At 58.6% G+C, this 15,623-nt stretch carries 13 protein-coding genes; 10 read left to right on the top strand and 3 right to left on the bottom strand.

Translation table 11 applies throughout. From position 1 onward, the window contains the following. Positions 1 to 89: 89 nt before the first annotated feature. From HK44_RS25125 to HK44_RS25115, 3 genes are read right to left on the bottom strand one after another with little or no spacing between them, the layout of a single operon-like run. Complete coding sequence (locus HK44_RS25125; protein WP_019693917.1) at positions 90 to 857, bottom strand: DnaJ domain-containing protein; 768 nt, start codon at positions 855 to 857, stop codon at positions 90 to 92. A gap of 1 nt (position 858) precedes the next feature. Next, positions 859 to 1,530: an N-acetylmuramate alpha-1-phosphate uridylyltransferase MurU gene (gene murU, locus HK44_RS25120; RefSeq protein ID WP_019693918.1), complete on the bottom strand. Its 672-nt coding sequence runs from the start codon at positions 1,528 to 1,530 to the stop codon at positions 859 to 861. Next, positions 1,527 to 2,552 carry an aminoglycoside phosphotransferase family protein gene (locus HK44_RS25115; protein ID WP_019693919.1) on the bottom strand — a complete coding sequence of 342 codons (1,026 nt, stop codon included), beginning with the start codon at positions 2,550 to 2,552 and terminating at the stop codon, positions 1,527 to 1,529. Before HK44_RS25115 ends, murU begins: the two co-directional genes overlap by 4 nt. Before the next feature lie 130 nt (positions 2,553 to 2,682). Here HK44_RS25115 and HK44_RS25110 point away from each other — a divergent pair, with 130 nt between their 5' ends. The 10 genes from HK44_RS25110 (at position 2,683) to HK44_RS25065 (ending at position 15,580) form a co-directional block, all read left to right on the top strand. Then, entirely contained in the window at positions 2,683 to 5,484 is a 2,802-nt protein-coding gene (locus tag HK44_RS25110) for an LPS-assembly protein LptD (protein WP_019693920.1), read from the top strand. Beyond that, positions 5,459 to 6,781, top strand: a complete 1,323-nt coding sequence (gene surA, locus HK44_RS25105) for a peptidylprolyl isomerase SurA (RefSeq protein WP_019693921.1) — start codon at positions 5,459 to 5,461, stop codon at positions 6,779 to 6,781. The genes HK44_RS25110 and surA overlap by 26 nt, the downstream gene beginning before the upstream one ends. Then, the gene (pdxA, locus tag HK44_RS25100; RefSeq protein ID WP_019693922.1) at positions 6,778 to 7,767 is read left to right on the top strand and encodes a 4-hydroxythreonine-4-phosphate dehydrogenase PdxA; all 990 of its coding nucleotides are present in this window, start codon (positions 6,778 to 6,780) and stop codon (positions 7,765 to 7,767) included. The genes surA and pdxA overlap by 4 nt, the downstream gene beginning before the upstream one ends. Beyond that, complete coding sequence (gene rsmA / locus HK44_RS25095; protein ID WP_019693923.1) at positions 7,764 to 8,582, top strand: 16S rRNA (adenine(1518)-N(6)/adenine(1519)-N(6))-dimethyltransferase RsmA; 819 nt, start codon at positions 7,764 to 7,766, stop codon at positions 8,580 to 8,582. Before pdxA ends, rsmA begins: the two co-directional genes overlap by 4 nt. 123 nt (positions 8,583 to 8,705) lie before the next feature. Then, positions 8,706 to 9,086, top strand: coding sequence for a Co2+/Mg2+ efflux protein ApaG (gene apaG / locus HK44_RS25090; RefSeq protein ID WP_019693924.1), 381 nt, complete (start codon positions 8,706 to 8,708; stop codon positions 9,084 to 9,086). Next, positions 9,086 to 9,967, top strand: a complete 882-nt coding sequence (locus HK44_RS25085; RefSeq protein ID WP_019693925.1) for a symmetrical bis(5'-nucleosyl)-tetraphosphatase — start codon at positions 9,086 to 9,088, stop codon at positions 9,965 to 9,967. The genes apaG and HK44_RS25085 overlap by 1 nt, the downstream gene beginning before the upstream one ends. A gap of 33 nt (positions 9,968 to 10,000) precedes the next feature. After that, positions 10,001 to 10,330, top strand: a complete 330-nt coding sequence (gene glpE, locus HK44_RS25080; RefSeq protein ID WP_019693926.1) for a thiosulfate sulfurtransferase GlpE — start codon at positions 10,001 to 10,003, stop codon at positions 10,328 to 10,330. A gap of 288 nt (positions 10,331 to 10,618) precedes the next feature. Then, positions 10,619 to 12,541: a PrkA family serine protein kinase gene (locus HK44_RS25075; protein ID WP_019693927.1), complete on the top strand. Its 1,923-nt coding sequence runs from the start codon at positions 10,619 to 10,621 to the stop codon at positions 12,539 to 12,541. 208 nt (positions 12,542 to 12,749) lie between these two features. After that, positions 12,750 to 14,021: a YeaH/YhbH family protein gene (locus HK44_RS25070; RefSeq protein WP_019693928.1), complete on the top strand. Its 1,272-nt coding sequence runs from the start codon at positions 12,750 to 12,752 to the stop codon at positions 14,019 to 14,021. Beyond that, complete coding sequence (locus HK44_RS25065; RefSeq protein WP_019693929.1) at positions 14,018 to 15,580, top strand: SpoVR family protein; 1,563 nt, start codon at positions 14,018 to 14,020, stop codon at positions 15,578 to 15,580. Before HK44_RS25070 ends, HK44_RS25065 begins: the two co-directional genes overlap by 4 nt. The last annotated feature ends 43 nt before the right edge of the window (positions 15,581 to 15,623 follow it).

Here is a 15,623-nt window from a genome sequence, read left to right as displayed (position 1 = left end):
CACCGCGTGTGCAGGATTGGCGACTGCTGCGCAGCCGAACGGGGCGATGCGGCGTACCGACAAGCCCCCTCGCCACAGGTTTGTGCCAACTATCGAAAATCCCGTCGCTCGCGAATCAACGTATAGGCGTTGTGCAATTCGCGGGTTTTGTCGGTCGCTTCGCGCACCTGGGACGGAGTCGCCCCGCTGCCGGCAATCTTGTCCGGGTGATGGCGACTGAGCAAACGTCGATACGCACGCTTGATTTGCGACGGATCACTGGTGGCAGACACCCCGAGCACCCTCAGCGCCTCCTGATAAGCCGCAGCACTGTTTACCAGTGTTTTTTTCTGTGGTTCGTAATCACTGGCCAGGGCCTCCACCTGCTCCGGCGTCCAGCCCAGCCACTTGCCCCACTGCGAAATCAGCTCACACTCGGCGCTTCCGGCACGTCCGTCGGCCCAGACCATCCGCCAACAGGCGCGCAAGACACCTTCGGCGGCATGCGGCTGCGCGCTTAAACGACGCAAGTAACCGCGCAAGCGATCATGCCCCGACTTGCCACGGTTGAACGCCGCGATTGCGCGCTTCTGCGCCGACTCGCTCATGTCCAGCGAACGCATTTCCTGACGCGCCTGGTAGATATGACCATCCACCACCCGGCCATCGCTCTTGGCCAGACGTCCCAGCAATACAAACAACAATTCATCGTTGCGCAACATCGGCCGACCACTGAGTCGCTCACGCAACTGCCCGAGGCTTTGCAGTTGCAAGCGCCGGTCCAGCGCCTGCCCCAACAGCGCGCCGAGCATGGCCCCCGGAATGCTGGCTATCGCAAAGCCCGCTCCGGCTCCGATCAGAGTCCCTGGCCACAACATATCAGTAGCTCGCTTCTATCAAGTGTTCGACGTGTGCCAGACGCTCATGAGTGCCGACATCGACCCAATGCCCACGCAATCGTTCACCACTCACCTGCCCTTGCGCCATGGCGTCGCGCAACAACGGAGCCAGTTTGAAGGCACCGTCCACGCACGCCGCGAAGAGCTTCGGATGCAGCACGGCGATGCCACTGTAGGTGAGCGTCTGCGCCCCCGACTGGCCGTCCCGCACCTGACCATCGACCAGACTGAAATCGCCGGCTGGATGATGGTCCGGATTATCGACCAGCACCAGGTGGGCCAGGCCCGCCATCGGTTGACGCAATGCCGTGAAGTCGTAATCGGTCCAGATATCACCGTTGACCACGACAAAAGCGTCATCACCCAAGAGCGGCAAGGCGCGGAAGATCCCGCCGCCCGTTTCCAGTGGTTCACCTTCCGGCGAGTACCGAATACTCAGTCCATAACGCGAACCATCGCCCAGGTAATCTTCGATCTGCTGCCCCAACCAGGCGTGATTGATCACCACCTCGCTGAAACCTGCCGCCGCCAGCGCTCGCAGGTGGTACTCAATCAGCGGCACCCCGCCAACGCGCACCAGCGGCTTGGGTGTGGTCAGGGTCAGCGGGCGCATGCGCTCGCCTTTACCGGCTGCCAGAATCATTGCCTTCATGCAGTCACTCCGACCGACTGGCGCAGACTGGCCAGCAACACATCCAGCTCCACCAGCTCAGGACGACGAGCGATGACTGCTTCTATATAAGCAAAGAAGCGCGGCACATCGCCGAGGTAGCGCGGTTTGCCATCGCGGTGGCAGATCCGGGCGAAAATGCCGATCACTTTCAGATGACGCTGCACCCCCATCAGGTCGCTGGCACGCAGGAAGTCTTCGAAATCGGGCTGAACCGGAATGCCGAGAGCACCTGCTTGCCGCCAGTACTCCGCCAGCCAACCCCGTACACGCTCCTCGGGCCAGCTGAGGAAGGCGTCCTTGAACAGGCACGTCACGTCGTAAGTCACCGGCCCGTACACCGCGTCCTGGAAATCCAGCACGCCGGGGTTTGGCTCGCTGAGCATCAGGTTGCGTGGCATGTAGTCGCGATGCACCAGCACTTTGGGCTGGGCCAGGGCGCTGTCGATCAACCTGTCGCTGACTTGCTGCCAAAGCATTTGCTGCGCCGAATCGAACTCGATGCCCAACTCTCGCTTCACATACCACTCGGGGAACAGTTCCAGCTCGCGGCGCAACAGTGCCACGTCATAGCTGGGCAGCGGAGCTGCCATCGGCAACTGCTGAAAAGCCAGCAACGCTTGCAAGGCATCCTTGAACAAATCGTCGGCATTTTCGCTGTCGATCACGTCCAGATAGGTCTTGTTGCCCAGGTCATTGAGCAAAAGAAAACCGCGTTCAAGGTCTTCTGCGTAGATTTTTGGCACGTTAATTCCGGATTTCGCCAGTAAAAAGGCGATATCCACGAACGGTTTACAGTTTTCCTGGGGCGGTGGAGCATCCATCACGACGAAGCTACGGCCGGCGCCTTCCCAACGGAAGTAACGGCGGAAACTCGCGTCGCTGCTGGCCGCAGTCAACGTGGCCGGGGGGACGGCACCCCATTCTTGCGTGGCAAACAGCGTTGCCAATTGCTCATCGAGCCAAACTTTCAGGTGCTGCAAGCGTACATCTTGTTCAGGCATTACAAGGGTCTCCGACGGCGCTAGCCGTCAAGCGGGTCATGCTTTATTATCCAGCATCTTTTTCAGACCATCGAGAGGCGTGCGGCCCACACCGCGGGCAGATGGCACGCAGGAAGCCCGGACTAATAAGATGGCATTGAAATCCCCCGCGTTTCGTAAAAAATTTCCGTTGTTGGTCACCGGCAGTTTGCTGGCCCTGCAACCTCTAGCCACTTCGTTCGTAGTCGCTGCGGAACAGTATGACTGCTCAGTCTCTGCTTCGGGTGCCTGGGACTGCGCGCCAAAAGCCAACGCAGCCCAATTACCACCGCGCCCTGTACATGAGGGCAGCGCGGTCAGTTCGGGCAACGAGTCAACGGCCGAGAGCAGCACAGCCGGTGGCGAAACCGCCAACAAGCCTGTGCTGGTCACCGAAGCCAAGGGCCGCGTCCTGAAATCGCGCAGCGCTGACTTTAGTCACCTCGACTGGGTCCCGCGTGAGAAGCTCACTGCTGCCCAATTGGCCGAAACAGGTCCTTATTGCTCTGGTTCCTATATCGAACCGATTCGTCCTGGCATGAATGACAAGACGAATAAAAGTGACGCGCCGACGTTTATCGGCGCCAAAGCCTCCCGCTACCAGCAGGAAGAACAGGTGGCGACCCTCGCCGGTGACGTGGTCATGCGCCAAGGCAGCATGCAGGTCGAAGCGGATGAAGCCAACCTGTATCAAACCGAAAACCGTGGCGAACTGAACGGTAATGTTCGCGTGCGCGACAACGGTGCGCTGATCGTCGGCGATCATGCAGAAGTGCAGCTCGATACCGGTGAAGCCCAGATCGACAACGCCGAATACGTGATGCACAAATCCCGTGTTCGCGGCAGCGCGCTGTATGCCAAACGCGCCGAAAACGCGATCATCCGGCTCAAGGATGGTACGTACACCACGTGCGAACCGAACAGCAACGCCTGGCAGCTCAAGGGCAACAACATCACCTTGAACCCGGCGACCGGTTTCGGTACCGGGACCAACGTGACATTGCGGGTCAAGGACATTCCGGTGTTCTACACCCCGTATATCTATTTCCCGATCGATGACCGTCGCCAGTCCGGCTTCCTGCCGCCAAGCTTCGGCACCAGCACCAAAACCGGCTTCATGCTGGTCACACCGTACTACTTCAACCTGGCACCGAACTACGATGCCACGATATATCCGCGCTACATGAGCAAGCGCGGCCTGTTGATGGAGGGCGAGTTCCGCTACCTGACCAAGTCCAGCGAAGGTCAGTTCGGCGCCGCGTACCTCAACGATGACGACACCGAACGCAGCAAGCAGACCGACTACGAAAAAACCCGCTACCTGCTCAACTGGCAACACAAGGGCGGGTTGGATTCGCGGGTAATGACCGAGGTCGACTACACCAAAATCAGCGACCCGTATTACTTCCAGGATCTGCAAAGCGATCAGATAGGCGTTCAAAACCGCGACTACGTGAATCAGCAAGGTGCCGTCACCTACCGTGGCGATACCTACTCCGCCCGCGTGAATGCACAGGCATTTCAGCTGGCGACGATCGCCAATATTACGCCGTACAACCGCCTGCCGCAGATCACCTTCAATGGTTTCCTGCCGCAGCATCCGGGCGGCCTGGACATGACCTACAACACCGAACTGGTGCGGTTTGACCGGAACCTGAGAACCGGTAACTTCACTGACGAAAACGGTGTCCAGTCACCTTTCCTGGATACCAACGTACAGGGTCTGGCACGTGCTACCGGTGATCGCCTGAACCTCGCACCAGCAATCAGCTTGCCGCTGAACTGGACCTACGGCTTCCTTAAGCCGTCGCTCAAATATCAGTACACCCAGTATGACCTGGACCTCGACGGTACCGGCAAAAGCCAGATCGCTGCACAAAGCGCGGATGCAGATCGCCTGAACGGCACCTTCAGCCGCAATCAGAGCCGCGGCGTGCCTATCGCGAGTATCGACAGCGGCCTGTACTTCGACCGTAGCACCCAGTGGTTCGGCAAGAACTACCGCCAAACCCTGGAACCTCGCCTGTACTATCTTTATGTACCCGAGAAAGACCAGTCTGACATCCCGATTTTCGACACCGGCGAAAGCACGTTCAACTACGCCTCGCTGTTTCGCGACAACCGTTTCACCGGTTCCGACCGTGTCGGTGACGAAAACAAACTGTCGCTGGGCGTGACCAACCGCTGGATCGAAGACAACGGCTTCGAACGTCAACGCATCAGCGTCGGCCAGGCCATGTACTTCAAGGACCGCGAAGTCCAGCTGCCGGGCATCGATGCAAAAACCCGTGCCGATGCGCACTCCAACGTTTCACCGTATGCTCTGGAATACGAATATCGCTGGAACCGCGATTGGCGGACCACGGCTGACTACAACTGGGACCCGGACAGCCGTAAACCGCGCTCGGGTAGCGCGATGTTCCACTACCAGCCGGAAGACAATCCGAACAAGGTCATCAACGCCGGTTATCGCTATCGCAATGACCAGGTTCGTTACGACCAGACGACGGGTAAATGGGCTGTGGGTGGCGGTGACTATGGCACCCCTGGCACACCTGGCTTCGTGAAGGATTACTACAAGATCAAACAGCACGACTTCTCGGTGATCTGGCCAGTCGTGCCGCAATGGAATGCCATCAGCCGCTGGCAGTACGACTACAACCGCAACCGCACCCTGGAAGCCTTTGGTGGTTTCGAGTACGACAACTGCTGCTGGAAACTGCGCCTGATCAACCGTTACTGGGTTTCATATGACGAGTTCAGTCAAGATGCCCCGCAAAACGAAAAAGGCGACCATGGCCTCTTCCTCCAAATTGTTCTGAAAGGTCTCGGTGGCGTCATGGGCACCAAAGTAGAGAGCTTCCTCGACAAAGGCATTCAAGGTTATCGTGAACGTGAAGACCAAGCTTTCTGATTGTCTGCGCCCGCTGATGCTGGGCGCGCTGTTCCTGGGTACCGCGGCTAGCGCCGCGGTTCAGTCCATAGACAAAGTGGTGGCCATCGTCGACAACGACGTGGTCATGCAGAGCCAGCTGGACCAGCGGGTTCATGAAGTTCAGCAAACCATCGCCAAGCGCGGTGGCGGCACACCGCCCGCCAGCGTGCTGGAACAACAGGTGCTCGAACGCCTGATCGTCGAAAACCTGCAACTGCAGATCGGCGAACGTTCCGGCATCCGCATCACTGATGAAGAACTGAACCAGGCCGTTGCCACCATTGCCCAGCGCAACAACATGACGGTGGATCAGTTCCGTGCGGCACTGACTCACGACGGCCTGTCTTACGACGACGCTCGTGACCAGATCCGTCGCGAGATGATCATCAGCCGTGTTCGTCAGCGCCGTGTGGCCGAACGGATTCAGGTGTCCGAGCAGGAAGTGAAAAACTTCCTCGCCTCCGACCTGGGCAAAGTGCAGCTCTCTGAAGAACTGCACTTGGCCAACATCCTGATCCCGACCCCGGAAAGTGCCAATTCGCAAGCGATTCAGAACGCTGCGCGCCAGGCCATGGAGATCTATCAGCAACTCAAGCAGGGTGCTGACTTCTCTCAACTGGCCATCGCCAAATCCGCGAGCGACAACGCACTGGAAGGCGGCGACATGGGCTGGCGTAAAGCCGCTCAACTGCCTCCTCCGTTCGACCGCGAGCTGAGCGCGATGTCAGTGGGTGAAATCACCCAGCCGGCACGTACACCGGGCGGTTTCATCATCCTCAAAGTGCTGGAAAAACGCGGCGGCGGCAATCAGGTGCGTGACGAAGTACATGTTCGCCACATTCTGGTCAAACCAAGCCCGATCCGCGACGAAGAAAAAACCAAGGCTCTGGCTCAATCGCTCTACACCCGTATTTCCGCGGGCGAAGACTTCGCTGAACTGGCGAAAAGCTACTCGGAAGACCCGGGTTCTGCCCTTAATGGCGGCGACCTCAACTGGATCGATCCGAACGCGCTGGTGCCGGAATTCCGCGAAGTAATGGCCAAGACCCAACAAGGTCAGCTGTCCAAGCCGTTCAAGACTCAATATGGCTGGCACGTTCTGGAAGTCCTTGGCCGCCGCGCCACCGACAGCACCAGCCAGGCCCGTGAACAGCAGGCCATGACCGTACTGCGTAACCGCAAATACGACGAAGAGCTGCAAACCTGGTTGCGTCAGATCCGTGACGAAGCCTACGTTGAAATCAAGCTCCCTGGCGTCGACCAGGCGGCGAAGTGAGCCCCAAGCGTTTTGCGCTGACACCCGGCGAGCCGGCCGGCATAGGTCCTGACCTGTGCCTGCTACTCGCCTCGCGAGCCCAGCCACATCCCCTGATTGCCATTACCAGCCGCGACCTGCTCCTTGAGCGGGCCGCGCAGCTGGGCGTGGTTGTCGATTTGCTGCCGGTAACACCGGACAGCTGGCCGGACACTCCGGCGCCGGCCAACAGCCTGTATGTCTGGGATACGCCGCTCAGCGCACCGGTTACCGCCGGACAACTGGACAAGGCCAATGCCGCCTTTGTCCTGGAAACCCTGACCCGCGCTGGCGTTGGCTGCCTGGACGGGCATTTCGCCGGGATGATCACCGCCCCTGTGCACAAAGGCGTGATCAATGAGTCGGGCATCGCCTTCTCCGGCCACACCGAGTTCCTCGCAGACCTGACTCACACCCCCCAAGTGGTGATGATGCTCGCCACACGCGGCTTACGGGTCGCGCTGGTTACCACGCACCTGCCGTTGCGGGAGATTGCCGATGCAATCACCCCTGAACGCCTGGAGCGGGTCACACGGATCCTGCACACCGACCTGCAACAAAAGTTCGGCATCGCCCGGCCACGCATCCTCGTTTGCGGGCTCAACCCGCATGCCGGCGAAGGCGGACACCTGGGCCACGAAGAAATCGACATCATTGAACCAACCCTGGAGCGTCTGCGCGCTGAAGGCATGGACCTGCGTGGTCCCCTGCCCGCCGACACTCTGTTTACCCCCAAATATCTGGAGCACTGCGACGCGGTGCTGGCGATGTACCACGACCAGGGCCTGCCGGTGCTGAAATACAAAGGCTTCGGCGCGGCAGTCAACGTGACCCTCGGCCTGCCGATCATCCGCACCTCAGTCGACCACGGCACCGCCCTGGACCTGGCTGGCAGCGGAAAAATCGACACCGGCAGCCTGCAAGTCGCCCTGGAAACCGCCTACCAGATGGCCGAGACCCGTTTATGACCGAGCATTACCAACACCGGGCGCGCAAGCGTTTCGGCCAGAACTTCCTGCACGATGCCGGCGTTATCGACCGCATCCTGCGCTCCATACACGCCAAGCCCGAAGACCGTCTGCTGGAAATCGGCCCGGGTCAGGGCGCGCTCACCGAAGGCCTGCTCAACAGCGGCGCCCAGCTGGACGTGGTTGAGCTGGACAAGGACCTGATCCCGATCCTCAACCAGCAATTCGCCGGCAAGAGCAATTTCAACCTGCACCAGGGCGATGCACTGAAGTTCGACTTCAACAGCCTGAATGCCGCACCCAACAGCCTGCGCGTCGTCGGTAACCTGCCGTATAACATCTCCACGCCGCTGATCTTCCACCTGCTGAACAACTCCGGACTGATTCGCGACATGCACTTCATGCTGCAAAAGGAAGTGGTCGAGCGTTTGGCGGCAGGTCCTGGCGGTGGCGATTGGGGTCGCCTGTCGATCATGGTTCAGTACCACTGCCGGGTCGAACACCTGTTCAACGTTGGCCCTGGCGCCTTCAATCCGCCACCAAAAGTCGACTCGGCGATCGTCCGTCTGGTGCCGCACGCCGTGCTGCCGCACCCGGCCAAAGACCATCGTTTGCTGGAGCGCGTCGTTCGCGAAGCCTTCAACCAGCGCCGCAAGACCCTGCGCAACACCCTCAAGGCTCTACTGAGCAATGCTGAAATCGAAGCCGCCGGCGTCGATGGCAGCCTGCGCCCAGAGCAGCTCGATCTGGCGGCCTTCGTCCGTCTGGCTGACAAGCTCAGCGAACAAGTCGCCGATCTGCCTGCCGACATCTGACAGGCCAGAAGCGTTATCGGGTAGGACACCAGCCTTCCAGTCTGGTTTACTATCCGATACCTGGCCTAGACTGATCTCAATCAGTTACGCCCCGCGTCCCGCTTTGCTTTTAAGGCCTCTTGCATGTCCGATCCTCGTTATCAGGTCGACGTCAGCGTCGTCACCCGCTATCTGGCAGAACAATCGCAACCCGAGCAGAACCGCTTTGCCTTCGCCTACACCATTACCGTACAGAACAACGGCCTGCTACCGGCCAAGCTGCTCTCGCGGCACTGGGTGATTACCGATGGCGACGGGCATGTCGAAGAGGTTCGCGGCGCAGGTGTCGTGGGCCAGCAACCATTGATCGGCGTCGGCCAGAGCCATACTTACAGCAGCGGCACCGTGATGACGACCCGCGTTGGCAACATGCAGGGGACTTATCAAATGCTCGCCGAAGACGGTAAACACTTCGATGCTATCATCGCGCCGTTCCGCCTGGCGGTGCCCGGAGCCCTGCACTGATGGCGACGTACGCCGTCGGCGACCTGCAAGGCTGCCTGGAACCCCTGCAATGCCTGCTCAAGCGGGTGGCCTTCGACCCTGCAAAGGATCATCTGTGGCTGGTCGGCGACCTGGTCAACCGCGGCCCGCAATCGCTGGAAACCCTGCGTTTTCTCTATAGCATCCGCGAATCGCTGGTGTGTGTACTGGGCAACCATGACCTGCATTTGCTGGCTGCCGGTTACAACATCGAACGCCTGAGGAAAGCCGACACCCTGCGTGAAATCCTCGAAGCCCCGGATCGCGAAGACCTGCTTGAGTGGCTGCGCCAGCAAAAGCTCATGCACTACGACGAACAACGCGATATTGCGTTGGTCCATGCCGGCATACCACCGCAGTGGTCCCTGCGCAAAGCCTTGAAGTGCGCAGCCGAGGTCGAAGAAGCATTGCGTGACGACAACCGCATCGCGCCCTACCTCGATGGCATGTATGGCAACGAACCGCTTAAGTGGGACGGCGACCTTAAAGGTGTAGCCCGCCTCCGTGTGATCACCAACTACTTCACCCGCATGCGCTTCTGCACCAGCGACGGCAAGCTTGATCTCAAGAGCAAGGAAGGCTTGGAGACCGCGCTTCCGGGTTACGCCCCCTGGTATGCACACCCGCAACGCAAGACCCGCAGCCAGAAAATCATTTTCGGCCATTGGGCGGCGCTCCAAGGTAAATGCAACGAACCCGGCATCTTCGCCCTGGACACCGGTTGCGTCTGGGGTGGCTCGATGACCTTGATGAACGTCGACACCGGCGAGCGCCTGCATTGCAAATGCGATGCCCAAGGCAACACCCAGCCGTACGTCCCCCCAACGCCCGCCGAACTATTGCCGGCCAGCGCCAAGCGCTAGGCTGCGCTTTCCGTCAGGCCACAGGAGCCCGCCATGAGCGAATTCAAACGTATCCCCCCAGAACAGGCCCAGGCACTGCGCGAACAAGGCGCGGTGGTGGTCGATATCCGCGATCCGGCAACTTTTGCCGCACTGCACATCAGCGGATCGAAGCATCTGGATAATCATTCCCTGCACGCATTCATCACCGCTGCCGACCTCGACGCACCGACCGTAGTGGTTTGCTATCACGGTAATTCCAGCCAGAGCGCCGCGGCGTATCTGGTCAGCCAGGGCTTTTCCGACGTCTACAGCATGGACGGCGGATTCGAGCTTTGGCGTACGATTTATCCTTCAGAGACGTCGCAAGGCACTGCCGAATAATTTTTTTCACCCGCTCAAGCCCACGCCCGCCGTGGGCTGACGAACGGTCAGTCATCACAAAACTACGCATTGCCCCCCTTACCTTGCAGATTCCGAACTATCCTTAGCCTCAGGCCATCCAAAACAGGGGAGAGCCGGTACACCGGCGCACGGATCATCGGGAGTAGCTTTCAGGGTTGATAGCTTTGAAGGTGTTCAGGGGGGTAAAAGGCAACTGCACTTTCAGTTGCTTGCCAGCATCCACTGATTGATCCGACGTCGGCTCCAGGTATCGAGCGAGGTGACGTCATGAGTATCTTTAGCCACTTCCAACAACGCTTCGAGTCCACACGGCAGGAAGAGCTCACTCTGCAGGAGTATCTCGAACTGTGCAAAAAGGATCGCAGCGCTTACGCGTCTGCCGCTGAGCGACTACTGTTGGCCATCGGCGAACCGGAGCTGCTCGACACCTCGACCAATTCGAGACTGTCGCGCATTTTTTCCAACAAGGTGATCCGTCGGTATCCGGCCTTTGAAGACTTCCACGGGATGGAAGAATGCATCGACCAGATCGTCTCCTACTTCCGCCACGCGGCTCAGGGTCTGGAAGAGAAGAAACAGATCCTCTACCTGCTCGGCCCCGTCGGTGGCGGTAAGTCATCCCTGGCCGAGAAGCTGAAACAACTGATCGAAAAAGTGCCCTTCTATGCGATCAAGGGCTCTCCGGTGTTCGAGTCTCCGCTGGGGCTGTTCAACGCCACCGAAGATGGTGCAATCCTCGAAGAGGATTTCGGCATTCCGCGGCGCTACCTGAACACCATCATGTCGCCCTGGGCAACCAAACGCCTGGCCGAATTCGGTGGCGATATCAGCCAGTTCCGGGTAGTCAAACTCTACCCGTCGATCCTCAACCAGATCGCCGTAGCCAAGACCGAACCAGGTGACGAAAACAACCAGGACATCTCGGCGTTGGTGGGCAAGGTCGATATTCGCAAGCTGGAAGAGTTCCCGCAGAACGACGCCGATGCCTACAGTTACTCGGGTGCACTTTGCCGCTCCAACCAGGGCCTGATGGAATTCGTCGAAATGTTCAAGGCACCGATCAAGGTGCTGCACCCATTGCTGACCGCCACCCAGGAAGGCAACTACAACAGTACCGAAGGCCTGGGCGCGATTCCCTTCACCGGGATCCTGCTGGCGCACTCCAACGAATCGGAGTGGCACACCTTCCGCAACAACAAGAACAATGAAGCCTTCATCGACCGGATCTACATCGTCAAAGTGCCGTACTGCCTGCGGGTCAGTGACGAAGTGAAGATCTACGACAAGCTACTGTTCAACAGCTCCCTGGCCAAGGCCCACTGCGCGCCCGACACCCTGAAGATGCTCGCTCAGTTCACTGTCCTCTCGCGCCTCAAAGAGCCGGAAAACTCGAACATCTACTCGAAGATGCGCGTGTATGACGGCGAAAACCTCAAGGACACCGATCCGAAGGCCAAATCGATCCAGGAATACCGCGACAACGCGGGTGTCGACGAAGGCATGAACGGTCTTTCGACCCGGTTTGCCTTCAAGATCCTGTCGAAAGTCTTCAACTTCGACCCGCATGAAATCGCCGCCAACCCGGTGCATCTGCTCTATGTGCTGGAACAACAGATTGAACAGGAACAGTTCCAGGCGGAAACCCGCGAACGTTATCTGCGCTTCCTGAAAGAGTACCTGGCGCCGCGTTATATCGAGTTCATCGGCAAGGAAATCCAGACCGCCTACCTGGAGTCCTACAGCGAATACGGGCAAAACATCTTCGACCGCTATGTGCTCTACGCGGACTTCTGGATTCAGGATCAGGAATACCGCGATCCGGAAACCGGCGAGATCCTCAACCGCGTAGCCCTCAACGAAGAGCTGGAGAAAATCGAGAAACCGGCGGGCATCAGCAATCCGAAGGATTTCCGTAACGAAATCGTCAACTTCGTCCTGCGTGCCCGGGCCAACAACAACGGCAAGAATCCGACCTGGCTCAGCTACGAGAAGCTGCGGGTGGTCATCGAGAAGAAAATGTTCTCGAACACCGAGGATCTGCTGCCGGTCATCAGCTTCAACGCCAAGGCCAGCAAAGAGGACCAACAGAAACACAACGACTTCGTTACACGGATGGTCGAGCGCGGCTACACCGACAAACAGGTACGACTGCTCTCCGAGTGGTACCTGCGGGTCAGGAAATCGCAGTAACACGCTGCCGGTCAGACCGGTTGTCGTTAGCCCGGAGCCTGCATGACAAATTTCTGTTACACAGGTTTCAGGAAGGTGTTTGGAAATCGGCAGCGAAGTCCAGGCAACGCGCAGGTGGTACGGGAGGCGCAAGATCGCGCCTCCTGCCACGCGCTCATTACCGCCAGACTTGCTCGCGATTTCTCAAGACAGCTTCTAAGGAGCAGTCATGAGCTATGTGATCGACCGACGTCTTAATGGCAAGAACAAGAGCACGGTAAACCGTCAGCGGTTTCTGCGGCGTTACCGTGATCACATCAAGAAGGCCGTCGAAGAGGCGGTCAGCCGGCGTTCCATTACCGATATGGAGCACGGTGAGCAAATCAGCATTCCTGGCCGCGATATCGACGAGCCGGTGCTTCACCATGGTCGCGGTGGCAAGCAGACCATCGTGCATCCCGGCAACAAGGAGTTCACCAGCGGTGAGCATATTGCTCGTCCGCCGGGAGGTGGCGGCGGCAGAGGCCCGGGCAAGGCTGGTAACTCCGGCGAGGGCATGGACGAGTTTGTGTTCCAGATCACCCAGGAAGAATTTCTCGAGTTCATGTTCGAGGACCTGGAGCTGCCAAACCTGGTCAAACGCAACCTGAGCGGCACGGACACCTTCAAGACCGTGCGCGCCGGCATCAGCAATGAAGGCAACCCTTCACGGATCAACATTATCCGCACCCTGCGCTCGGCCCATGCACGGCGCATAGCGCTTTCGGGCAGCAGCCGGGAGAAATTGCGGGTAGCAAAAGAGGAACTGGCGCGACTTAAACAGGAAGAACCAGACAACTTCGGCGATATTCAGGAAGTCGAGGCAGAAATCGAGCGCTTGAGCGCACGCATCAATCGCGTGCCGTTTCTCGATACTTTCGACCTCAAGTACAACCTGCTGATCAAGCAGCCCAACCCCAGCTCCAAGGCGGTAATGTTCTGCCTGATGGACGTTTCCGGCTCCATGACCCAGGCCACCAAGGACATCGCCAAACGGTTCTTCATCCTGCTGTATCTGTTCCTCAAGCGTAACTACGAGAAAATCGATGTGGTATTCATCCGCCACCACACCAGCGCACGGGAAGTCGATGAGGAAGAGTTCTTCTACTCTCGCGAAACCGGCGGCACCATCGTTTCCAGCGCCCTGAAACTGATGCAGGAGATCATGGCTGAGCGCTATCCAAGCAACGACTGGAACATTTACGCCGCGCAGGCTTCCGATGGCGACAACTGGAACGATGACTCGCCGATCTGCCGCGACATCCTGATCAACCAGATCATGCCATTTGTGCAGTACTACACTTATGTGGAGATTACCCCGCGCGAACACCAGGCCCTGTGGTACGAATACGAGCGTATCAGCGAAGCCTTTTCCGACACGTTTGCTCAGCAACAGCTGGTTTCGGCCGGGGATATCTATCCGGTCTTCCGTGAACTCTTCCAGCGCAGGTTAGTGACATGACCGCCAAAGAGCAGAAGCGCCAACCCATATCCACAGGCTCCGAATGGACGTTCGAGCTGATCCAGGCCTACGACCGGGAAATCAGTCGTCTTGCGGCCCGCTACGCGCTCGATACCTACCCTAACCAGATCGAGGTGATTACCGCCGAGCAGATGATGGACGCCTACGCCTCTGTCGGCATGCCGCTGGGCTATCACCACTGGTCCTATGGCAAACACTTCCTCAGCACCGAGAAGTCCTACAGTCGCGGCCAGATGGGGCTGGCCTACGAGATCGTGATCAACTCGGACCCATGCATCGCCTACCTGATGGAAGAAAACACCATCTGCATGCAGGCACTGGTGGTGGCCCACGCCTGCTATGGCCACAACAGCTTTTTCAAGGGTAATTACCTGTTCCGCACCTGGACCGATGCCAGTTCGATCATCGATTACCTGGTGTTTGCCAAGCAGTACATCATGCAATGCGAGGAACGCCATGGCATCGATGCCGTGGAAGACCTGCTGGACTCCTGTCATGCCCTGATGAACTACGGTGTCGACCGCTACAAACGTCCTTATCCGATTTCCGCGGAAGAGGAGCGACGCCGGCAAAAGGATCGCGAAGAACACCTGCAAAAGCAGATCAACGACCTGTGGCGCACCATTCCAAAAGGCGCAGACAAGTACAACGAGAAGGACAACGCACGCTTTCCGGCAGAACCGCAGGAGAACATCCTCTACTTCATCGAAAAGCACGCCCCGCTGCTGGAGCCATGGCAGAGGGAAATCGTACGGATCGTGCGCAAGATCGCGCAGTACTTTTATCCACAGCGTCAGACTCAGGTCATGAACGAGGGCTGGGCGACGTTCTGGCACTACACCCTGATGAATGACCTGTACGACGAGGGCCTGGTGACGGACGGCTTCATGATGGAGTTCCTGGCCTCTCACACCAGCGTGGTCTTCCAGCCCGGGTTCGATAGCCCTTACTACAATGGCATCAACCCCTACACCCTGGGCTTTTCCATGTACCGCGACATTCGGCGCATGTGCGAAGCGCCCACTGAAGAGGATTACCGCTGGTTCCCTGAAATCGCCGGGACCGACTGGCTGTCGAGCATCAAGTTCGCCATGAGCAGCTTCAAGGACGAAAGCTTCATCCTGCAGTACCTGTCTCCCAAAGTGATTCGTGACCTGAAACTGTTCAGCATTCTTGATGACGACCAGAAGGACGACCTGCTGGTGCCAGCCATTCATGACGAAGAAGGCTATCGGACCATTCGTGAAACCCTGGCAGCGCAGTACAACCTGGGTAACCGCGAACCGAACATACAGATCTACAGCATCGACCGGCGCGGCGACCGCTCGCTGACACTGCGCCATCAGCAACATGATCGTAAACCACTCGGGGACTCCACCGAGGAGGTGCTCAAGCACCTGCACCGCCTCTGGGGCTTCGATATTCACCTGGAAACCCTGCAAGGCGACCAGGTAATGAAAACCCATCATGTCCCGCCCAGAGGCGAGCATAGCGAGGGTGAATACGGTCGGATGGACCTCGCCGTCATTCATCTTTGATGTCACCCGGACCTCCGAAAGCTCGACGCAAGGGTTATCCTGT

The organism is Pseudomonas fluorescens HK44, assembly GCF_000217955.3.
GTDB lineage: Bacteria > Pseudomonadota > Gammaproteobacteria > Pseudomonadales > Pseudomonadaceae > Aquipseudomonas > Aquipseudomonas fluorescens_AQ.
Note: the sequence above shows the minus strand (reverse complement) of the source record. Positions and strands in the feature narration are given on the sequence as shown.